Origin of the sequence: Bacillus sp. SW14, assembly GCF_047608225.1 — a bacterium.
Taxonomy (GTDB): domain Bacteria; phylum Bacillota; class Bacilli; order Bacillales; family Bacillaceae; genus Bacillus; species Bacillus subtilis_G.
Genome location: NZ_JBLKRW010000001.1, coordinates 2,094,044 through 2,113,365 on the forward strand (window position 1 = coordinate 2,094,044; position 19,322 = coordinate 2,113,365).

Consider the following 19,322-nt stretch of genomic DNA (forward strand, 5'->3'; position numbering starts at 1 on the left):
CTTATGAAAAGAACGTAACACTTTCTACTTTGTCTACATCAATTAATGTTGTAGCTTGGCCTTCGGGGGTAACGGAGCTTTCCTGCGTTACAAATACGATACCGTGAACTTGGTCGAAAGCAACGAAGACAACCGGACCGATCATATCACCCGAATCAGTCACAATGCTGATCGTAGTGCCTGGCGTAATTCTGGCAAAAATCCATCTTGCCGGAAGGGAAGTAGATTCAGCCGTAATCATTTCACTTTGATCTACTTTTTGATCGATCGCAGCTTCAAGCAATTCTTTAAGATTATTATCCACGTTTACTCCTCCTTGAGTTGAGAATAAAGGGCTTAAAAGGCTCTTAATCAAATCCTTTTTTAATTGGGCGTTTTCAGAGCTCATCACATACACCTCCTATTCAATAGTGAACTCACGTTAATCATATTCTTTTGGCTGCCATTTGGTATGAGTCGAACGCCGTACCTGACCTATTTTTCATATATTTAAGCAAAATGCTGATTTTTTAAAAGAGTGGATATAGCCTATACCATAAATCGAAGTCAGTTCATATTGTGAAACAGAGAGTAAAAAGGTCAGCGATTGTTTGGATTGAGAGAAACACGCGAATTAAGATGAACTGCATTTTATTTCGTTTTTGCTGATTTTGCTCATTCGTCAATTCGCTACTGAAGCAAATCCATCTGATCTCAGACGTCAGCTCGTATTTGCAAAAGAGCTTGGCGTACCGGTATCAACATTTCATCTGTTGAATGGAGATACGCTTCAAAACGTCATCGTAAAAGAGGTTCTGACTGATTTGGTTATTTTCAAAACCCATTAAATCATACGAGATCTCATGTCGCACTCTCAAGTATTGTAAGCTGGGATGTTTTTTAAATGATGACAGAGGCTCTGCTTGTGCGGAGCCGTTTTTATGTTTGCAACAGGGGGCTGTATAGATGGGAGAGAAAGTGTCCATTATTTTAACGAGTTATAACAAACCTGCTTATCTGCAAAAAGCGATCGAAAGCGTCATAAAGCAAACGTATGATCTCTGGGAGCTTTTTATCATGGATGATCATTCTAATGAAGAAATAACTGCGGTGATTCACAAGTACCTTCATGACCCTCGCATTCGTTATGAAAACAGTTTCGTAGATCCCGCAGCTCGATTTAAAACAACCCGTTATGCCACATTAATTAACACCGCGCTCCCATTTACCGGCGGCGATTACATTTCCTATCTCACTGATGACACTGTGTATCATCCTGAGCGGCTGAGCCGTATGGTACAGATGTTTTCACATAATCCTGAGGCGCAGGCCGTTTACTCAAAACAAAAAGTTGTACAAGTAAACGAAAGGGGAGAGGAAATCTCCCATTTCTATAGAAATGCCAATGAAGTGCTTCATAAGGCCGCTTTTCAAGTCGATCATTGCTCAGTTATGCATCGCCGTTCATTACTTGATCGTATTCACCATATATATGGAAGCTATTGGGACGATGATATGAAGCATTGGAATCATGGCGACTCAATTTTTTGGGCCAGAATCAACAACTTTGCTCCATTTCTGCCGATAAATGAAGTATTAGATACAACCTATAAAACCCCCGATTCATTTCAAAATGCGTATCGGTTTCTGCCCGCCGATTTGATTGACGGATCTTTTGTAAAGGGTTCAGGTCAAAACGTATATTTTATTGATCAGGGTGTGAGGCATCCTGTCGGGGAAAGGTGGGATTCGTTGTATCTAAATCGGACTGTGGCCGTTCCAGACCCGTATTTATTCCAATATAAAATCGGAAACATTTTAAAGATTCCGAATTATATTTTAGTAAAGGAAGCTGGTCATCCTGCAATATTCTATATCGAAGCCGGAAAAAAAAGACGCATTTTGGGTCAGTATGCTTTTCAGTTTTATCAATTTAAAAGAAAAGACATAGTGACCATTGAAAAAGAAGAACTGGAGGCGCTGCCGGAAGGGCTGCCAATTACGCGGGAACGATCTGGTTTGATCGAAAATCCGCCTGGTCGAAGGCTTTTTTTCATAGAACGCGAGCCGTTTTTGTTTCTTAACGGCGTTTTTCATCCGATTCGTGAACAAGTAGTAAGGAAATTCTTTTTACATCATAAGCCAATCTCCGCTTCTTTCCGAAATATTCAGCAATTTCCAATTGGAAAGCCGTTTTATCCAGTGTACGATGAGATTATAAAGAATTTGAATATTGCAACTGAGTAAAAGCATAGGTCATAAAAAGGAGACGTTCATGACAGGACATTATTCAAAAACGGAACAGCAATATATATTGTTAACGTCTGAATCGGCATCGTTTGATCATTACAGCGTATATAAAGATCCGAAGCTTCCGCAAATTTTTTCTCATAACTTTGTTCAGCTTCATGATACGTTTCCGTTAGAGCGGTTACTGAACTTTTTGCCATCCGTACCAAAGCTGCTTAATGCGAATTATCTCCATTTAAAAGCGTCGCCTCAGCATGTTTTTCCGCTCGGTTTGAAGCAATCGCTTGTCAAAAGCGGATTTGTTGTCGAGGATGAGCTGTTGTATGACATGAAGCTTAGTGACTGGAAAGGGCAGATGGGACATCCGTTAACGGCATGGGGAACGGCAAAAAGCCTCAGCGATGGATCTTCTATCATGAAAATTTATGATTCCATTTATATTGGGGAAGCGATCGCTGAACAAAAATTAAAAAGAAAATATCCCTTTTATGAAGCGGGGACGATCATCCTTGTTGTTTGTTACAGCGACCCATCACAGAGGATTCCCATTGGATGCGGAGAGCTGTTCATTCATCCGCAAGAAAAAACAGCTAAAATTGAAGAAGTCGCCATTTTGGATCAGTTTCAAAGAAAGGGCTATGGCAGTATCTTAGTGAAAGAAATGCTGTCCATTGCCAAATCACTAGGAATGGAAGCAGCCTATTTAGTGGCTACAAGCACTGACGGTGCAACCCGTTTTTATGAAAAGCTGACGTTTAAAAAATATGAGCGGGTGCATACTGTTTTTCATTATTTCCTTACATGAAATAGGCGTTTGCACAAACCATTTGGGACTTGGCCCGCATAAAATGCCGTATATCGTGATAAGAAAGGATGAAAACAGCATGCATAGATACCCTGGATACGGTTACGGATTTGGCTGCGGGACAAATACGTTTGTATTGATTGTTGTCTTGTTCATTTTATTAATTATTGTCGGAGCCGCTTTTATTTGCTAGAGGGCGAAATTCCAAAAGAGCCTTTCTATATTAAGGAAGGCTCTTTTTTGTGTGAAAAGTTTTTGCGGGGACGTCATGCCGCAATTTGGACACTCATATAATATGTTAAAAGGTTTGTTGAGGTGGGAGCATGAGCAGTTATTTGATTAAGCCGGAGCTTAGTTCGGCCTATCCGGTTGTCAGTTATGCGAAGGATTCATATGTTTATGATCAGACCGGAAAAAGATATCTTGACGGCTCATCAGGTGCGGTGACATGCAATATCGGCCACGGGGTTCGTGATGTGACTGAGAGGCTGAAAGAACAGCTTGATCAAGTGTCTTTTGCTTACCGCTCACAGTTTACAAGCGAGCCTGCCGAGCAATTAGCCGCTCTCTTGGCGCAGGAGCTGCCGGGAGATGTGAATTGGTCTTTTTTTGTCAACAGCGGATCAGAAGCCATAGAAACAGCGATGAAAATCGCCATTCAATATTGGCAGGAAAAAAAGCAAACACAAAAATCCATCTTTTTGTCTCGGTGGAGCAGTTACCACGGAATAACTTTGGGAGCGCTTTCATTATCTGGTTTTTATGAAAGGAGATACCGGTTCACCCATCTCATTGAACGCTATCCCGCTATTTCAGCTCCTCATGTGTATAGGCGGAATCATGGAACGGATGAGGACTTTGTTCAGACTGCCGCTGATGAACTGGAAACTGCGATCAAAAGAATCGGAAGCCAATTTATCGCCGGCTTTGTGGCTGAGCCTATTATTGGTGCCGCAGGTGCAGCGATCACCCCGCCTCCGGGATATTATGAGAGATTAAGTGAGGTATGCCGCACACACGAAGTGCTCTTTATTGCAGACGAAGTGATGACAGGGCTTGGAAGAACAGGAAGGATGCTCGCGACAGAGCATTGGCGCACCGTTCCTGATATTGCTGTACTGGGGAAGGGGCTAGGTGCGGGGTATGCGCCTATTGCCGCTGCTGTTGTATCTGATTCTATTATTGAAACGATAAAACAAGGTTCAGGTGTGATTATGAGCGGCCACACATACAGTGCACATCCCTATTCAGCCAAAGCCGCTCTGGAAGTTTTGCGGTATGTATTAAAGCACGGCTTGATCAAGCAATCAGAAAAAAAGGGAGCTGTACTGAAAAAGAAGCTTGTTGAGGCAGCGTCTCAAAGCGGCATCATTGGTGATGTTCGCGGAAAAGGACTGCTATTAGGCGTTGAATTTGTAGCAGACAAGAACACGAAGAACGTTTTTTCGCCAGAGCAGGCGGTTACCCAGCGTATTGTCGGCGAAGCGAAAAAACGCGGACTAATTGTTTATCCTGCCAAAGCGGGAATAGACAGCGGGGAAGGAGATGCTGTCATTATTGCTCCGCCTTTTACCATGTCAGACGGCGAGGCTGAAGAGCTCATATCAATTTTTTCAGAAACAGTTGCAGCGGTCGAAAAAAAACTGAAAAGGGATTGAAATTAAATGACGCCATTTCAAAAAACAATCAGCGTCGAAACAGCAATTTCAGGTGTTCAGGACGGGTCGGTCCTAATGTTTGGCGGTTTTGGCGGAGTCGGCTCGCCTCCTTCATTGATTGAAGCTATATTGGACAGCGGTGTAACGGATTTAACTGTCATTTGCAATGATGCCGGCTTTCCGAAAATAGGGATCGGCCCGCTTATAGTCAATCAGCGAGTCAAAACCCTGATTGCATCGCATATCGGTTCTAATCCTGTAGCGGGAAAACAGATGACAGACGGGACGTTAGAGGTTCAATTTTCACCCCAAGGAACGCTTGCAGAACGAATTCGCGCCGGCGGAGCGGGACTCGGCGGGATTTTAACTGACATCGGGATTGCGAATCAAATGGTTTATGAAAAAAAGGACATTGTGTCTGTGGCTGGAAAGCGATATTTGGTTGAAGAGGCGCTGACGGCAGATTTTGCATTTATCAATGCGCACATTGCGGATGAATTCGGCAATTTAACGTATGACAAAACAGCGCGGAACATGAATCCGCTTATGGCAATGGCCGCAAGTAGAACCTTTGTTGAAGCTGAGCGTATCGTCCCGATGGGGGAGATTTCAGAAGAAATGATTGTCACACCGGGGGTTTTTGTCGAGGGGGTTGTGAGAAGCGAAGGAGTGAAGTGGAAATGGGCTTGGGAATAGCAGAGCGAGAACAAATCGCAAAACGGGCCGCTTCTGAAATCAAGCCGGGCATGATTGTAAATCTCGGTATCGGCATCCCATCCTTGGTGCCGAACTTTTTGCCGCCTGACATGCAGGTCATGCTGCAGGCTGAAAACGGTGTGCTTGGCATTGGCGACAGCCCTGAAAAGGGAAAAGAGGATGAACATTTATGCAACGCAGCGGGATTTCCTGTCCGAGCTGTAAAAGGTGCTTCTTATTTTGATACAACGATGTCTTTTGCGATGATCAGAAGAGGCAAAATTGACATTACGATTTTAGGCGCCCTGCAGGTGAGCCAGTCAGGCGATTTGGCTAATTGGCTTGTCCCGGGAAAAAAGGTGCCGGGCATGGGTGGAGCGATGGAACTGGCCCAAAAAGCGAAAAAAGTGGTTGTCGTCATGAGTCATACAGATCAAAAGGGAAGGCCTAAATTAACAGAAACATGCACGCTTCCGCTAACTGCAGCAGGCTGTGTAAATTTGATCATTACTGAAAAAGCGGTTCTTGAAGTCGGAGCCCATCATTTCATATTAAAAGAGCTGATGAATGGCTCGACAATCGACGAGGTGACGAGGCTGACTGAAGCTGAAATCAAAATAGATATGCCTTTTTCTTAAAGGGGGAATGAGGATGCAAGACATTGAGAGAAAAGTAATCGGGTGGCTCGATCAGCATTCGGCCAAAGCCATTCGTCTTCTCAAAAGGCTGATTGGAGAAAAAAGCACATTGGGCTCAGAATTTAACGCCCAAGCTGTTGTGCTTGAGAAGCTGCGGCAATTTCAAATGGACATTGACGTGTGGGAGCCAAGCCTAAAGCAATTAAAACAGCATCCCTATTTTAAATCAGACCGTTCCGATTTTGACGAGAGTCCGAATATCGTTGCAAAAAAAACGGGAGCGGGCGGGGGGCGGTCGCTGATTTTAAACGGTCATATCGATGTTGTGCCTGAAGGAAGCGTGAAGGATTGGAAGTATGAACCGTTTCAAGCTGTCGAAGAAAACGGTAAAATATACGGCCGCGGCTCAACGGATATGAAGGGCGGCAATACAGCCCTTCTTTTTGCTTTAGAAGCCCTGCACGCCTGCAATGTTAAATTGAAGGGAGATGTATTGTTTCAAAGCGTTGTAGATGAAGAGTGCGGCGGCGCGGGAACACTGTCTGCCATCATGAGAGGGTATCGGGCTGACGGGGCGCTGATTCCGGAACCGACGAATATGAAACTTTTTATCAAGCAGCAGGGGTCGATGTGGTTTCGGATCACAGTGAAGGGATTAGCGGCACATGGAGGCACACGCTATGAAGGGGTAAGTGCGATTGAAAAAAGCATGCACGTTATCACAGCCATACAGGAGCTGGAAAAAGTCCGCAATGCGAGAATCTCAGATCCGCTGTATGATCATGTCCCAATACCGGTACCGGTGAATATCGGCACCATCTCAGGCGGCGCATGGCCATCTTCAGTTGCAGACCGTGTCGTCATAGAAGGGAGATGCGGAATTGCGCCCTATGAAAAACCAGAAGCAGTTAAACTTGAATTGGAAAACTGGCTGAAGGATTTAGATTACCGTGATGAATGGTTTAAACGCCATCCGATTACAGTAGAGTGGTTCGGCGCTCAATGGCTCCCGAATGATTTACCTGATGATCACCCTTTAATTTCAGTACTGCAATCAGCTTATCAAAAAATGAAACAGACAGAGCCCATCATCGAAGCCTCGCCATGGGGAACGGACGGAGGGCTTTTATACCATGCAGGCGATACGCCAGTGATTGTCTTCGGGCCTGGGGAAACAAAAACAGCTCATCAGGCAAATGAATACATTGAGATTGAAGCCATGCTAGAATCTGCTAAAATTATTGCACTTTTTGTTATGGATTGGTGCGGGCTTCATACAGGCGGGGAGGGGGAGAATGAGGATGCTCAAGTCGATAAAGAGTAACGGTGTCACAGCAGTTCTGGACCATGACAGCTTTAATAAACGAATGAGAGTCGTTCGTTATGACGGAGCCATAGAGAAGGCCCTGCCTGATATCGTGGCGGCGGCAAAAGAAGAGGACGCGGAAAAAATTATCATCTATACGAAACAGCATGATGTGGCTGTGCTTGCCAAACAATTATTTGCGCCGGAGGGTTATTTAAAGGGCTATTATCTCGGCCATCCGGCTTGTGTCATGGTCCGTTACCTCACAGAAAAACGGAGTCAAACAGATTCTTATATAAAGGAACAGGAGATGATCGAAGCCTTATATCGCACAGCACCTCACCCCCGCACTGAAAACAGGCCATCCTTTACAATGAGAAAAGCAGAAACAAATGACATGTACCAGCTTTCGATGCTGTATAAAAAAGTATTTCGTACGTACCCGACCCCGGTTTTTGATCCCGCATATATTGAAAAGACGATGAATGAAAATACGATGTATTATGTCATGTTTGATCATGACCGCCTGATCAGCGCAGCAAGCGCAGACATGAATCCAGAGCTTGGGCATGCAGAAATGACCGACTGCGCTGTGCTTCCGGAATATCGGGGCCATTCGCTGACAAGCTTTTTAATCGAGGAATTAGAAAAAGAAATGGCCGAGAAGGAAATCTTTCACGTATTTTCTCTCGCCCGTGCTGCGTCTTTTGGGATGAATGCTGTGTTGTACCATTCTGGTTATCAGTATGGCGGAAGGCTGATCAATAATTGCTATATAGCCGAAGGTCTTGAAAACATGAATATTTGGAGCAAGCACCTGTAAGACAAATAATGCACGAGGAGGAATTCATTTGGCAAGCAAATGGTATAAACCGAAACGGCATTGGAAGGAGATCGAGTTATGGAAGGACGTTCCGGAAGAGAAATGGAACGATTGGCTTTGGCAGCTGACACATACGGTAAGAACAGTTGATGATTTAAAAAAAGTGATTAACTTGACCGAGGATGAAGAGGAAGGCGTCAGAATTTCTACCAAAACGATCCCCTTAAATATTACACCTTACTATGCTTCTTTAATGGACCCCGATAATCCGAGATGCCCGGTCCGTATGCAGTCTGTACCGCTTTCTGAAGAAATGCACAAAACAAAATACGATCTGGAAGATCCGCTCCATGAGGATGAAGATTCACCGGTACCCGGTCTGACACACCGCTATCCCGATCGTGTGCTGTTTCTTGTCACGAATCAATGTTCCATGTACTGCCGCTACTGCACAAGAAGGCGTTTTTCCGGACAAATCGGAATGGGAGTTCCTAAAAAACAGCTAGATGCTGCGATTGCTTATATCAGGGAAACACCTGAAATCCGCGATTGTTTAATTTCTGGCGGTGACGGGCTTTTGATCAATGACCAAATTTTAGAATACATTTTAAAGGAGCTGCGCAGCATCCCGCATCTGGAAGTAATTAGAATCGGAACAAGGGCGCCGGTCGTCTTTCCGCAGCGCATTACCGATCATCTGTGCGAGATATTGAAAAAATATCATCCAGTCTGGCTGAACACCCATTTTAACACAAGCATCGAGATGACAGAGGAATCCGTTGAGGCCTGTGAAAAGCTGGTGAACGCAGGCGTGCCGGTCGGAAATCAGGCCGTGGTGCTAGCCGGTATTAATGACTCGGTTCCAATTATGAAAAAGCTCATGCACGACTTGGTGAAAATCAGAGTCCGTCCTTATTATATTTATCAATGTGATCTATCAGAGGGCATCGGGCATTTCAGAGCTCCCGTTTCCAAAGGTTTGGAGATCATTGAAGGGCTGAGAGGCCATACCTCAGGCTATGCGGTTCCGACCTTTGTCGTTGACGCACCAGGCGGCGGGGGGAAAATCGCCCTGCAGCCAAACTATGTACTGTCGCAAAGCCCTGACAAAGTCATCTTAAGAAATTTTGAAGGTGTGATTACGTCATATCCAGAACCGGAGAATTATATCCCTAACCAGGCTGACGCCTATTTTGAGTCCGTTTTCCCTGAAACCGCTGACAAAAAGGAGCCGATCGGGCTGAGTGCTATTTTTGCTGACAAAGAGGTTTCATTTACACCGGAAAACGTGGCCAGAATCAAGAGGAGAGAGACGTTCACAGCGAATCCGGAGCATGAAACGTTAAAAGATAGGCGTGAGAAAAGAGATCAGCTAAAAGAAAAGAAATTTTTGGCGCAGCAGAAAAAACAGAAAGAGGCTGAAAACGGAGGGGATTCTTCATGAAAACATGCGATTGGTGCGGAGAGCTTGAAGCAGTACCCGGCAGGAACACGGTGTACTGGGAGCTCCCTGACGGAACAAGAGCCATAGAGCTGACTGACACACCAGCCATGGTGTGTGCTTCCTGCGGGATGACCTATCAAGAGGAAACCACAATAAAGGAGATTGAGGATCAGCTGCTTTTGATTCAAACCAAAAACCTGCCTGGAAGTCTGGCGTATCAGCAGCTCATGGAGACAGAAAGGATTCTGAAACGCAACTATTTTGACTTCTCCTAAACGATGTTTTGGTATTCTTTTGTTGTAATTTTACACTTGAACTGTATAATAGAACAACAAAAGACAGACATCAGGAGGGGAAACCCATGAAATCCTTTTATCACTATTTATTAAAATACAGACAGCCGAAGCCGCAGGACAGCATCAGTGAATTTGCCAATCAGGCGTATGAGGATCACAGCTTTCCGAAAACCTCAACCGATTATCATGAAATCAGTTCATATTTGGAGCTGAGCGCTGATTACCTGCACACGATGACAACGTTTGATGAAGCTTGGGATCAATACGAGGCTGAAGTGCACGGCAGATAGCAGCTATTTATCCGCAGATCATTGCGGATTTTTTTATGTCCTCATCCACACCATAATTGGATATTTCCTTTGGTTTTCATGCCCATGCGAATTGGCGTCACCCGGCATACGATAGCGTATGAGAAATGTTGCGGCGAGGGGGAGACACCATGAAGCAAAATAAACCGAAATTCCAAGTAGGGGATATCGTAGTCGTCATTATGTATGGAACAGTCGGCACCGTCACTAAAGTACACCAAATTGATAAACACTATCTTTATGAAGTCAATCATAATGAAGTCTTATACTTTGAATCGTCCATTCAGCTGTACAAAGATTATGAGGGTGTCATTGTCGACATGGAAAAGCTTGATATTGAGTATGAATTCCTTATTGGGGATGTCGTTTATGTGAAAGATTATGGAAAAGAACTCTTTCGCATTATCGGTCACAGAACAGAAATTTGGAGATATTTAGAAGATGGCTGGGAAGATATCATTTATGAGCTGACCCGTTTAAAGGATGGAGAGTGGCTTGAAACGGAGGAAGAGGATCTCACACTGGTGCTGAGAAAATATGAAATGGACCAGTTTGTACACCAGATGTTGTTTGTCCACTATGTCGGAGAAACTGGCCATGAGATCGGCGAAGATATCGCATCGTCTGCTCTTCTTCAGTTTGAAGGCGATGATGAAGATCAAGATACCCTTCACATCCTTGCTGTATCAATTGTAGATGAGCTTCTGGATATTTATAATGACTACAAGATTCTGTACGAAATGTTTCGAGATGAAGAATATAAAGATATGATGATGTTTGTTCTGGAAAGTTTAAAAGAGCATTTCAGTTAGTTTGAGAACATACGGATTAAGACATATAAAAAATAAGGCAGACAGCCCCAAATCATCACATGCGTCATTCCTTTGAGCGTTTTTTCCATTAAGATATCAAATCTGTCTCCGTCCAGTGCTTCCATCATTTTAGCAATCATAGTGTCAGCCTCCCATGGCTTGTTTTTTTATTCAATGTATATGACTGAAAGAATTGTTTAGAACACTGGGTATAATTCAGCCTGTTTTTTCATAAAACATAAAAAAGGAGGCGGTACGGAGATGAAAGAAATAGATCTTGTGATTGATACGGAAGAAATCGCTGAATTTTTTTACAGAGAGCTTGCGCGGCGGGGCTACATACCTAGTGAGGATGAGCTGTTTGAAATCGCTGACATTACCTTTGATTATTTGATAGAAAAATGTATGATAGATGAAGAGCTGGATGAAGATGATTGAGGCTTAAAACCGGAGTGGTCAGCTCCGGTTTTATTATTCATGTTCTATGACTTCTGTGAAAATTGAGGTGGTTAAAATGTTGTACAAGCCTGTTAGCTTGTTTCTTATTTTTCTTTTTTTAGCTGCGGCCATTCATACAAATGCTGTTCAATCTGCGGATGAAGCGATAAGCAGGGCGGCTATTTTGATCCGCCAGCCATGGCTTAATGAGGTCATGACAGGGATCACGCACCTTGGTGCTTCTTCTTTTCTCCTCCCTCTTATCCTGATCATTGGAGCGGGCCTGTTTTTTTACAGAAAAACATGGGACGGCCTATTGATGTTCTTGGTATTCGGTGCAGATCGGCTGTTAAATAAAGTCATAAAAGAATGGATTGAACGAGTGAGGCCTGATTTTGCACCGCTGGTTCATGAATCATCCTTCAGCTTTCCGAGCGGCCACTCCATGAATGCTGCCTATGTTTATCCTGTCATTGCCTATTTTTTAGTGAAGCACCTCCCGTTTTTGTCCAAACATAAAAAAATGGTATATACCATAGCAGTCGTGATCACTGTTTTGGTCGGCATAAGCAGAGTCTATCTGGGGGTGCATTTTGTCTCTGACGTGTTAGGAGGCTTTAGTCTCGGCCTGCTTCTGTTTTTCCTAGTAAAAGGTTTTGACGAAAAGATTAAGCGGTTTCGACAAAAATAGAGAAAGGAAAACCGGGCAAAAACGCCAATATGTTAAAGAAATAAAAGGGAGGGGATCTTGATGATGTTATCCGTGTTCAAAAAGAAGTCTTGTTCCTATGACGTGACAATATTTCAAACACCCCGGTTTGGCGAAAAAAAGGGCTACAGAGCCGTCTATCGAACTGAACTGAACGGGAGCGATCATCAAGACGTGCTGAAAAGAGCATTCTCTTTGTTTAATGTATTTGACACCGTTCCAAGTGATTATGACGCGAGATTTGTGGCCACAGGAGACGTGATTCTGATTGATGAAGGCAGAAAAGGGAAAACATATTACAAACTGCTTCCCGCCGGATGGAGGAAAATCAATCGTCTGATTGTGCAGACGACATAACAAAAAGAAAACTGCGGAAACCCGCAGTTTTCTGCAGTTTAAGGCTTGCGTTTGGCAGCGGAATACTCTTTCCCGTGCGCCTCTTCAGCTGCAATGACATCTTTTGCAGGTATGTGATTGTTCTTTTTTTGGCCGGTGATCCGATTGCGCTGTTTTTTACCCATGTCTCATCCCTCCTTCCTGCGGTTAGGTTTTCAAATAAACACCTCGATTATCCCGTTTTTCTCCGGAAGTGCCCAAACGGCCTCGGAACATTTCTTTTTGCGCCATATTCCTTTATAATCAATGCTGAAGTTTGTTTCATCATGACATTCGTTGTAAAATGAACGGACTGGATGATAATTTAGATTTAGGAGGATATGAGATGAGTGTACATATAGGTGCTGAAAAAGGACAGATTGCGGATACAGTGCTTTTGCCGGGAGATCCTCTCAGAGCAAAATTTATTGCTGAAACGTATCTTGAAAATGTAGAATGCTACAATGAAGTCAGAGGCATGTATGGATTTACAGGTACATATAAAGGCAAAAAAATCTCCGTGCAGGGAACGGGAATGGGCGTTCCGTCTATTTCAATTTATGTGAATGAATTAATGCAAAGCTACGATGTGCAAAATCTAATAAGAGTAGGTTCTTGCGGCGCTATCCGTAAAGATGTCAAAGTGCGGGACGTCATTTTGGCTATGACCTCCTCCACTGATTCACAAATGAACAGAGTCGCTTTCGGAAGCATCGATTATGCGCCTTGCGCCGATTTCGAACTTTTAAAAAAGGCTTATGATGCCGCAAAGGATAAAGGCGTGCCGGTGAGTGTAGGAAGCGTATTTACAGCTGACCAGTTCTACAACGACGATTCGCAAATCGAAAAGCTTGCAAAATACGGTGTGCTGGGCGTAGAGATGGAAACGACTGCATTGTATACATTAGCAGCGAAGCACGGAAGAAAAGCGCTGTCAATTCTCACCGTGAGTGATCACGTATTAACAGGAGAAGAAACGACAGCGGAAGAGCGTCAAACCACATTTCATGATATGATAGAAGTGGCTTTACATTCCGTATCACAGTAAAATAAATCAAGAGGCGTGCTGGGTGCCGGCAGCCTCTTCTTTATGAATGCGGAAACGATTAATAAAAGGAAGGTAATGTAAATGAAAAAGTCCGGTAAATGGTTCTCACTGGCTGCCGCTCTGAGTGTAACGGCAATCGTCGGAGCCGGCTGCAGCATATCGAACGGAGATGCTCAAAAGGATACGAAAACCACAGCAGAAACGAAGCAAACAGAACAAAAAACAGCTGACAGCAAAAAAGCAAACACTCAGGACAGTGAGTTTTCATTGGAAAGCAAATATTTCAATGATATTAAACAAGTAGACGGTTTGGAAACCATTCAAAATCCAGAAAACATCCTCGCGCTTGTCAATAAACAATACGCATTGCCTGAAAACTATGAACCTAGCGATCTTGTTATACCTGATGTAGAGTTTTCTTTTGAAGAAAAGATTCAAAAACGTTACATCAGAAAGGAAGCGGCCGACGCATTAAAAACGATGTTCGATGCTGCGAAAAAGGAAGGCTATGAACTGGTAGCTGTCTCGGGGTACCGTGCGTATGACAGACAGAAAGTCATTTTTAACAATGAAGTAAACCTAAAAGGGGAAAAGAAGGCAAGAGAAGCGGTCGCTTACCCGGGTGAAAGCGAGCACCAAACAGGCCTGGCGATGGACATCTCGAGCCGGAGTAATGGCTTTCAGATAAATGAAGCGTTCGGAAGCACGTCCGACGGAAAATGGGTGCAAGACAATGCTTATAAATATGGTTTTATCATTCGCTATCCTAAAAATAAAGAAGATATCACAAAATATGAATATGAGCCATGGCATCTGCGTTATGTAGGCAAAAAGGCCGCAAAGGACATCCACGACAATGATTTAACGCTGGAAGAGTACTTTGAAAAAGTGAAGAAAATCTAAAAGAGAAAGCCCGCTTACAATTGGTAAGCGGGCTTCATTGTGTCTAGTGAATCTAGCATTTGGTCAGACAATGATTCTATGCTTACCAGAAGAATAAACCAGCCAGAGCCACTCCTGTAATTAAACCGAGGGAAATACCGTAAGCTGCTCCGTATCCCCAATAGCCGCCCCAATAGCCGTAACCGAAACCTCTAGGCCCTGCACCGACAGGAGGAGCGATATAAACTCTGTCTCTTGTTACACGGGTAATTCTGCCGACGTGAACTCTCCCGCCTCTCTCTGTAATTCTGACGTCTTTACCTTGATGGTTTCTGCAAAGATGGTAATATCTCTCCAATATTGTTTCCCTCCTATACTGACTTTCTATCAGCATATGATAGATAGGATAAAAAGGTTGGACGAAAACAGGGGGTGATACGCCGTTTTACTTATACGCGATAAAGATACAATGACCCATGTACTCACTATAGATCTGCATAAGTTCATAATGTGTTTGAAGCGTATCGTAATAGATGGGAGCAATCGTTTGCGATAAATCCATTTCAGTGGTTGGTTCAAATTCCATGTCGTCGGGAAGAAGTGACATCGCTTCCGTTTTTTGAAAGCCATAACTCCTTAGGAGTTTATGCCACTTGGCTTCTTCATGTAAGTCAGTAAAACCGTAGAAATCCATCATTCGCTTTTTTTCTGCAGGTGGCATCGGTTTTTTTAAAGCTGCTTCAATACCAATCAGCATCCCGCCGGGCTTCAATACTCTTGAAATCTCCTGAAGAGAGGATGACAGATGGGAAAAACTGAGGACTGACTCTGACAAAACGCATGAAAAGGACTCGGAAGAAAACGGGAGGTGTTCCAACTCCGCCTGATATGAAGGGATGGCAAGCCCTTCATTTGCAAATCTTTTTTTCGCTTTCTCAAGCATGATAGGGTCTTTATCAACAACTGTTACAGGATACAGCAAATGTCCTAAATAAGCCGCTGTTTGTCCTGTTCCGCATCCGGCATCAAGAATCGGCTGATCGGGGGAGGGCGCAGCTTTTTGCAAGACCGCTTTTGAAAAAGCCAGCCCGCCTGGATGAGCTCCTGCGACACCGAATAAGGACAGCATTTCTAAATATCGGCTCAATCTCGAATCCTCCTTTTTCTTTATCATATGTCGTATAAAGACATAGGTTTATGAAAAGCGAAAGAAGGGCGTTTCTCTTTCATTTTTGCTCCGAGTTGACGAATAAGAATTCGTCCATGATAATAATGTAAGAAGAAAAAGGTGGTGTTTAATTGAAACGGCAATTTAAACTGTTTTTTATTGTGCTGATCACTGCGGTTGTCGCTTCGGCGCTTACTTTATTTATTACGGGCAATTCCAGTATCCTGGGCCAGAAATCAATTAGCGCGGGAGACAGCCAGTTCGACAAGTTAAATAAAGCGTATGAGCAAATCAAAAGTGATTACTACCAAAAGACAGATGATGAAAAATTAGTAGACGGAGCAATTAAAGGAATGATTGAATCTCTGGATGATCCGTATTCCACATATATGGATCAAGAGGAAGCAAAATCATTCGACGAAACAATTTCTGCATCCTTTGAAGGGATCGGAGCACAAGTAGAGGAGAAAGACGGTGAAATCCTTATTGTGTCGCCAATTAAAGGTTCACCTGCTGAAAAAGCCGGAATCAAACCGAAGGACCAAATCCTTAAGGTGAACGGAAAAAGCGTCAAAGGCATGAATGTAAATGAAGCCGTCGCTTTAATCCGTGGAAAAAAGGGCACAAAAGTGAAGCTTGAGCTGAATAGAGCGGGAGTCGGACATATCGATCTTTCCATTAAGCGCGATACCATTCCTGTAGAGACCGTCTATTCCGAGATGAAAGACAACAAAATCGGCGAAATCCAAATTACTTCTTTCTCTGAAACAACTGCTAAAGAGCTGACAAATGCCATTGATAGTTTAGAGAAAAAAGGCGCCAAAGGCTTTATTTTAGACTTGAGGGGCAACCCGGGCGGTTTAATGGAGCAGGCGATTACAATGAGCAACCTGTTCATTGATAAAGGAAAAAACATCATGCAGGTTCAATATAAAAACGGTTCTAAAGAAGTGATGAAGGCCGAAAAAGAACGAACAGTGACCAAGCCTACCGTCGTTTTAATAAATGACGGCACAGCCAGCGCCGCGGAAATTATGGCCGCTGCCCTTCATGAATCGTCAGGCATACCGTTAATCGGGGAAACGACCTTTGGCAAAGGCACGGTACAGACAGCAAAAGAATATGATGATGGCTCTACCGTCAAACTGACAGTCGCCAAATGGCTGACTGCTGACGGTGAATGGATTCACAAAAAGGGGGTCAAGCCCCAGATGAAAGCAGAGCTGCCTGATTACGCGAAGCTCCCGTATTTGGACGCGGATAAAACGTATAAATCCGGTGATTCAGGCACAAACGTCAAAGTGGCTCAGCAAATGTTCAAAGCACTTGGCTACAAGGTAAAGGTTAACAGTACGTATGATCAGGATTTTGTATCTGTCGTCAAACAGTTCCAGCAAAAAGAGAAGCTAAAAGAAACAGGCGTATTGACTGGCGATACAACAACGAAATTAATGACAGAACTTCAAAAGAAGCTGTCAAATAATGATACGCAAATGGAGAAAGCAATTGAAACTCTGAAAAAAGAAATGTAAAAAACCCCCTGCGCGGCTGCCGCGCAGGGGGTTTTTTATGCGCCCCTCTGATTTGGATTAGGCGCTTGTTTTTTACCAAATAACCCCTCAATAACAGGATTGGACCCTGCCTTTTTGGCGAACAGCGGATTGAGAATCACCACAGCGATGATATTGGCTGCTAATCCCCAGAATCCTTCATAAATGCCATGTGCAGATTGAGTGGTATACACAATAAACGTTACCGCAAGACCGGCTAATAATCCGATAACCGTCGCTTCTTTCGTTTGTTGTTTCCAGAATAGACTGACAGCAATCGCCGGGAAGATTTGCACCATGCCGGATACGCCTAACAGCTGGAGTGTCACTAGGGCAGTCGGGAACAGCATTCCAAACAGAAGTGCAAGGCCGATAACAACAAACACCATTGAACGTGTGACAAGGGTCAGCTTGCTTTGGGACACATTCGGATGAATCAAATCCCGATATAGGTTATTGGCAAATAAATTTGATGCCCCGATTGCCATGATGGAACAAGGAATCAATGAAGCAAGAGCAATAGTGGCATATGCAAAACCTTGTGCCACCCCGCCGTAAGATGTTTGAATCAAATGCAGGAGCGCCAGTCTTGGATCTGTATCTTCCGGCAGGACAAGGAAGGCGATAAAGCCAAGAAAAATGACCAAAATTAACACAATATTATAAAGCGGCAAAAACATGCTGTTTTTTCTTACTGCATCGGCGCTTTTCGCTGTAAAAACACCTGTTGCTGCATGTGCCCACATAAAAAGTGCCAGGGCGGAAACAATAGACGCTGTGATAAACCAAGGAATGCCTTTTGGCCCTTCTGCCGGTATCGTCAGCATTTGCGGCGCTTCCTTCACTAACGTGTCAATCATCGGCGTCCAGCCGTTGAAATGAATGAGAGGGAGAGACACTACCATAAACAGCATAATGACCCACACTAGAATGTCTTTAATGATGGCTGTAAATGTAGGCCCTTTAATCCCGCTGAAGAATGTGTAAAGAGCAACAAGAATAAATGAGATGATCACAACGAATTTTACGTTAATAAATCCGGTGCCAGCAACCTGAAGCGTATCTTGAATGCCGCTCAGCTGAAGGCATATGTACGGAATAAGCATGAGCACACCGACAATGGCAACAAGGCTTGCCAAAAGCTTACTGTCAAACCGTTCCCGGGCGTAATCCGCCAGTGTTGTTAATTTATGAGTTTTCGCAACTTTCCAAAGTTTCGGCAGGAAGAAGTAGGCGATAAAGTAGGCCAAAACAGAATAAGGAATGGCGAAAAACGCAATACTTCCGCCCGTAAATGCCGTACTGGTTAACCCTAAGAAAGTATATGCCGTATAAAGGTCAGCGCCTACTAAAAACCAGACGAGAAGGCCGCCGAAGCGTCTGCCTCCGACAGACCATTCTTCCACCGAGGCGCGTGAGGATTTGTCTCTTCCGGCGAGAAATCCGATACAGACAACGGTTAAAACGATAACAGCTGTAATGAGAAGTGCAGTGAGATTCCCTTGCATTATTCAAGCCCTCCATCTTTTTTTTGCATCTGGTAAATGCCAAACGAGCATAACGGCGTAATGATAATCCACAATAGCAGCCAAAGGTGGAAAAACGGAAGGCCGAACATAATCGGTTCAATTCGATTCACAAGCGGCAATAGCGCAAGCTGAACGAATGGCAAAAGAATGAGAATAACAATAAGTGCTTTTTTAACCATTTACTTTCCTCCTGAAACATGATAATTCTCACTATAATAGCAGTTGTAAGAAAAGATCACAAGAAAATTATTAGAAAAAAATGATTTTTTTGAATTATTTAATCAAAACACATCGTTTGCATCCTGCTTAATAAAGGTTTAAAATGATAAATATCTCGAAATCGAGATAAATAGAAGTGGGAAAATGAAAACAGAAGGATTGCATCACGTCACAGCATTCGTCACAAATCCTTGACAGAGAATACTTTACATCCGTTTATTTCAGGAAGAAAAGCGGTATCTTATTTGAAATCGCCACAGATGAACCGGGTTTTATGACAGATGAAACGTTTGTTGAGCTGGGGACCTCATTAAAACTGCCTGAATGGCTGAAGAAACATAGACAACAGATAACAGACATGTTGCCTGAACTTTAAAAGGGGGAATTTA

General features: G+C 43.6%; 25 protein-coding genes and 2 pseudogenes. 20 read left to right on the plus strand and 7 right to left on the minus strand.

What is annotated here, in order from left to right; genetic code table 11:
* Position 1: 1 nt before the first annotated feature.
* Positions 2 to 388: a spore crust protein CgeA gene (gene cgeA / locus ACMX2I_RS11160; protein WP_414956966.1), complete on the minus strand. Its 387-nt coding sequence runs from the start codon at positions 386 to 388 to the stop codon at positions 2 to 4.
* Between the two features lie 235 nt (positions 389 to 623).
* Here cgeA and cgeC point away from each other — a divergent pair.
* The 13 genes and pseudogenes from cgeC (at position 624) to ACMX2I_RS11225 (ending at position 11,015) form a co-directional block, all read left to right on the plus strand.
* Positions 624 to 883: pseudogene (gene cgeC / locus ACMX2I_RS11165) on the plus strand (spore maturation protein CgeC).
* A gap of 62 nt (positions 884 to 945) precedes the next feature.
* The gene (locus ACMX2I_RS11170) at positions 946 to 2,226 is read left to right on the plus strand and encodes a glycosyltransferase family 2 protein (RefSeq protein ID WP_414956967.1); all 1,281 of its coding nucleotides are present in this window, start codon (positions 946 to 948) and stop codon (positions 2,224 to 2,226) included.
* Positions 2,227 to 2,254: 28 nt separating this feature from the next.
* Positions 2,255 to 3,034: a spore maturation N-acetyltransferase CgeE gene (cgeE, locus tag ACMX2I_RS11175; protein ID WP_394716150.1), complete on the plus strand. Its 780-nt coding sequence runs from the start codon at positions 2,255 to 2,257 to the stop codon at positions 3,032 to 3,034.
* On the plus strand, positions 2,994 to 3,227 hold the full coding sequence (locus tag ACMX2I_RS11180) for a YjcZ family sporulation protein (protein ID WP_141113370.1): 234 nt from the start codon (positions 2,994 to 2,996) through the stop codon (positions 3,225 to 3,227). The genes cgeE and ACMX2I_RS11180 overlap by 41 nt, the downstream gene beginning before the upstream one ends.
* 130 nt (positions 3,228 to 3,357) lie before the next feature.
* Positions 3,358 to 4,692, plus strand: a complete 1,335-nt coding sequence (locus ACMX2I_RS11185; RefSeq protein WP_414956968.1) for an aspartate aminotransferase family protein — start codon at positions 3,358 to 3,360, stop codon at positions 4,690 to 4,692.
* A 6-nt stretch (positions 4,693 to 4,698) separates the two neighbouring features.
* A complete protein-coding gene (locus tag ACMX2I_RS11190; protein ID WP_414956969.1) occupies positions 4,699 to 5,388 on the plus strand; it encodes a CoA transferase subunit A in 690 nt (229 codons plus the stop codon).
* A complete protein-coding gene (locus ACMX2I_RS11195) occupies positions 5,373 to 6,026 on the plus strand; it encodes a 3-oxoacid CoA-transferase subunit B (RefSeq protein ID WP_087990445.1) in 654 nt (217 codons plus the stop codon). Before ACMX2I_RS11190 ends, ACMX2I_RS11195 begins: the two co-directional genes overlap by 16 nt.
* 7 nt (positions 6,027 to 6,033) lie before the next feature.
* Positions 6,034 to 7,350, plus strand: coding sequence for a peptidase (locus ACMX2I_RS11200; RefSeq protein ID WP_414956970.1), 1,317 nt, complete (start codon positions 6,034 to 6,036; stop codon positions 7,348 to 7,350).
* Entirely contained in the window at positions 7,328 to 8,155 is an 828-nt protein-coding gene (gene ablB / locus ACMX2I_RS11205; RefSeq protein ID WP_414956971.1) for a putative beta-lysine N-acetyltransferase, read from the plus strand. The genes ACMX2I_RS11200 and ablB overlap by 23 nt, the downstream gene beginning before the upstream one ends.
* Positions 8,156 to 8,183: 28 nt before the next feature.
* Complete coding sequence (gene ablA / locus ACMX2I_RS11210; protein WP_087990442.1) at positions 8,184 to 9,599, plus strand: lysine 2,3-aminomutase; 1,416 nt, start codon at positions 8,184 to 8,186, stop codon at positions 9,597 to 9,599.
* The gene (locus ACMX2I_RS11215) at positions 9,596 to 9,874 is read left to right on the plus strand and encodes a YokU family protein (protein ID WP_087990441.1); all 279 of its coding nucleotides are present in this window, start codon (positions 9,596 to 9,598) and stop codon (positions 9,872 to 9,874) included. Before ablA ends, ACMX2I_RS11215 begins: the two co-directional genes overlap by 4 nt.
* Before the next feature lie 86 nt (positions 9,875 to 9,960).
* Positions 9,961 to 10,185, plus strand: a complete 225-nt coding sequence (locus tag ACMX2I_RS11220) for a YozE family protein (protein WP_414956972.1) — start codon at positions 9,961 to 9,963, stop codon at positions 10,183 to 10,185.
* Between the two features lie 149 nt (positions 10,186 to 10,334).
* Positions 10,335 to 11,015, plus strand: a complete 681-nt coding sequence (locus ACMX2I_RS11225) for a hypothetical protein (RefSeq protein WP_087990439.1) — start codon at positions 10,335 to 10,337, stop codon at positions 11,013 to 11,015.
* Here ACMX2I_RS11225 and ACMX2I_RS11230 read toward each other — a convergent pair.
* A complete protein-coding gene (locus ACMX2I_RS11230) occupies positions 11,012 to 11,155 on the minus strand; it encodes a hypothetical protein (protein WP_414956973.1) in 144 nt (47 codons plus the stop codon). The genes ACMX2I_RS11225 and ACMX2I_RS11230 overlap by 4 nt on opposite strands.
* Positions 11,156 to 11,276: 121 nt before the next feature.
* On the opposite strand from ACMX2I_RS11230, the gene ACMX2I_RS11235 reads away from it, so the two are divergent.
* The 3 genes from ACMX2I_RS11235 to yodL all read left to right on the plus strand — a co-directional run bounded on the left by ACMX2I_RS11235 (position 11,277) and on the right by yodL (position 12,519).
* Positions 11,277 to 11,453: a YozD family protein gene (locus ACMX2I_RS11235; RefSeq protein WP_003241581.1), complete on the plus strand. Its 177-nt coding sequence runs from the start codon at positions 11,277 to 11,279 to the stop codon at positions 11,451 to 11,453.
* 79 nt (positions 11,454 to 11,532) lie between these two features.
* Positions 11,533 to 12,144, plus strand: coding sequence for a phosphatase PAP2 family protein (locus ACMX2I_RS11240; RefSeq protein ID WP_414956974.1), 612 nt, complete (start codon positions 11,533 to 11,535; stop codon positions 12,142 to 12,144).
* A 60-nt stretch (positions 12,145 to 12,204) separates the two neighbouring features.
* Entirely contained in the window at positions 12,205 to 12,519 is a 315-nt protein-coding gene (gene yodL, locus ACMX2I_RS11245) for a shape determination protein YodL (RefSeq protein ID WP_087990437.1), read from the plus strand.
* A 38-nt stretch (positions 12,520 to 12,557) separates the two neighbouring features.
* Here the strand turns inward: yodL and ACMX2I_RS11250 are convergent, their stop codons facing one another.
* The gene (locus ACMX2I_RS11250) at positions 12,558 to 12,683 is read right to left on the minus strand and encodes a hypothetical protein (RefSeq protein ID WP_003218142.1); all 126 of its coding nucleotides are present in this window, start codon (positions 12,681 to 12,683) and stop codon (positions 12,558 to 12,560) included.
* A 200-nt stretch (positions 12,684 to 12,883) separates the two neighbouring features.
* On the opposite strand from ACMX2I_RS11250, the gene deoD reads away from it, so the two are divergent.
* Positions 12,884 to 13,585, plus strand: coding sequence for a purine-nucleoside phosphorylase (deoD, locus tag ACMX2I_RS11255; protein WP_087990436.1), 702 nt, complete (start codon positions 12,884 to 12,886; stop codon positions 13,583 to 13,585).
* Positions 13,586 to 13,666: 81 nt separating this feature from the next.
* Positions 13,667 to 14,488 carry a D-alanyl-D-alanine carboxypeptidase family protein gene (locus ACMX2I_RS11260; protein ID WP_414956975.1) on the plus strand — a complete coding sequence of 274 codons (822 nt, stop codon included), beginning with the start codon at positions 13,667 to 13,669 and terminating at the stop codon, positions 14,486 to 14,488.
* An 82-nt stretch (positions 14,489 to 14,570) separates the two neighbouring features.
* Here the strand turns inward: ACMX2I_RS11260 and ACMX2I_RS11265 are convergent, their stop codons facing one another.
* Positions 14,571 to 14,825, minus strand: a complete 255-nt coding sequence (locus tag ACMX2I_RS11265) for a hypothetical protein (RefSeq protein WP_087990434.1) — start codon at positions 14,823 to 14,825, stop codon at positions 14,571 to 14,573.
* Between the two features lie 87 nt (positions 14,826 to 14,912).
* Positions 14,913 to 15,614, minus strand: a complete 702-nt coding sequence (locus tag ACMX2I_RS11270; protein ID WP_087990433.1) for a class I SAM-dependent methyltransferase — start codon at positions 15,612 to 15,614, stop codon at positions 14,913 to 14,915.
* Positions 15,615 to 15,766: 152 nt separating this feature from the next.
* On the opposite strand from ACMX2I_RS11270, the gene ACMX2I_RS11275 reads away from it, so the two are divergent.
* Entirely contained in the window at positions 15,767 to 17,167 is a 1,401-nt protein-coding gene (locus tag ACMX2I_RS11275; RefSeq protein ID WP_414956976.1) for a S41 family peptidase, read from the plus strand.
* A gap of 35 nt (positions 17,168 to 17,202) precedes the next feature.
* Here ACMX2I_RS11275 and ACMX2I_RS11280 read toward each other — a convergent pair whose 3' ends face one another.
* A complete protein-coding gene (locus ACMX2I_RS11280) occupies positions 17,203 to 18,693 on the minus strand; it encodes a sodium:solute symporter family protein (RefSeq protein ID WP_414956977.1) in 1,491 nt (496 codons plus the stop codon).
* Positions 18,693 to 18,893, minus strand: coding sequence for a DUF3311 domain-containing protein (locus ACMX2I_RS11285; RefSeq protein WP_087990430.1), 201 nt, complete (start codon positions 18,891 to 18,893; stop codon positions 18,693 to 18,695). Before ACMX2I_RS11285 ends, ACMX2I_RS11280 begins: the two co-directional genes overlap by 1 nt.
* 218 nt (positions 18,894 to 19,111) lie before the next feature.
* Here ACMX2I_RS11285 and ACMX2I_RS11290 point away from each other — a divergent pair.
* Positions 19,112 to 19,309: pseudogene (locus ACMX2I_RS11290) on the plus strand (ring-cleaving dioxygenase); the annotation flags it as partial.
* Between the last annotated feature and the right edge of the window lie 13 nt (positions 19,310 to 19,322).

Excerpts from the sequence above, each read along its gene's own strand:
- cgeA (WP_414956966.1), bottom strand. The coding sequence starts at position 388 with ATGAGCTCTGAAAACGCCCAATTAAAAAAGGATTTGATTAAGAGCCTT.
- ACMX2I_RS11170 (WP_414956967.1), top strand. The coding sequence starts at position 946 with ATGGGAGAGAAAGTGTCCATTATTTTAACGAGTTATAACAAACCTGCT.
- cgeE (WP_394716150.1), top strand. The coding sequence starts at position 2,255 with ATGACAGGACATTATTCAAAAACGGAACAGCAATATATATTGTTAACG.
- ACMX2I_RS11180 (WP_141113370.1), top strand. The coding sequence starts at position 2,994 with ATGAGCGGGTGCATACTGTTTTTCATTATTTCCTTACATGAAATAGGC.
- ACMX2I_RS11185 (WP_414956968.1), top strand. The coding sequence starts at position 3,358 with ATGAGCAGTTATTTGATTAAGCCGGAGCTTAGTTCGGCCTATCCGGTT.
- ACMX2I_RS11190 (WP_414956969.1), top strand. The coding sequence starts at position 4,699 with ATGACGCCATTTCAAAAAACAATCAGCGTCGAAACAGCAATTTCAGGT.
- ACMX2I_RS11195 (WP_087990445.1), top strand. The coding sequence starts at position 5,373 with ATGGGCTTGGGAATAGCAGAGCGAGAACAAATCGCAAAACGGGCCGCT.
- ACMX2I_RS11200 (WP_414956970.1), top strand. The coding sequence starts at position 6,034 with ATGAGGATGCAAGACATTGAGAGAAAAGTAATCGGGTGGCTCGATCAG.
- ablB (WP_414956971.1), top strand. The coding sequence starts at position 7,328 with ATGCTCAAGTCGATAAAGAGTAACGGTGTCACAGCAGTTCTGGACCAT.
- ACMX2I_RS11215 (WP_087990441.1), top strand. The coding sequence starts at position 9,596 with ATGAAAACATGCGATTGGTGCGGAGAGCTTGAAGCAGTACCCGGCAGG.
- ACMX2I_RS11220 (WP_414956972.1), top strand. The coding sequence starts at position 9,961 with ATGAAATCCTTTTATCACTATTTATTAAAATACAGACAGCCGAAGCCG.
- ACMX2I_RS11225 (WP_087990439.1), top strand. The coding sequence starts at position 10,335 with ATGAAGCAAAATAAACCGAAATTCCAAGTAGGGGATATCGTAGTCGTC.
- ACMX2I_RS11230 (WP_414956973.1), bottom strand. The coding sequence starts at position 11,155 with ATGATTGCTAAAATGATGGAAGCACTGGACGGAGACAGATTTGATATC.
- ACMX2I_RS11235 (WP_003241581.1), top strand. The coding sequence starts at position 11,277 with ATGAAAGAAATAGATCTTGTGATTGATACGGAAGAAATCGCTGAATTT.
- yodL (WP_087990437.1), top strand. The coding sequence starts at position 12,205 with ATGATGTTATCCGTGTTCAAAAAGAAGTCTTGTTCCTATGACGTGACA.
- ACMX2I_RS11250 (WP_003218142.1), bottom strand. The coding sequence starts at position 12,683 with ATGGGTAAAAAACAGCGCAATCGGATCACCGGCCAAAAAAAGAACAAT.
- deoD (WP_087990436.1), top strand. The coding sequence starts at position 12,884 with ATGAGTGTACATATAGGTGCTGAAAAAGGACAGATTGCGGATACAGTG.
- ACMX2I_RS11260 (WP_414956975.1), top strand. The coding sequence starts at position 13,667 with ATGAAAAAGTCCGGTAAATGGTTCTCACTGGCTGCCGCTCTGAGTGTA.
- ACMX2I_RS11280 (WP_414956977.1), bottom strand. The coding sequence starts at position 18,693 with ATGCAAGGGAATCTCACTGCACTTCTCATTACAGCTGTTATCGTTTTA.
- ACMX2I_RS11285 (WP_087990430.1), bottom strand. The coding sequence starts at position 18,893 with ATGGTTAAAAAAGCACTTATTGTTATTCTCATTCTTTTGCCATTCGTT.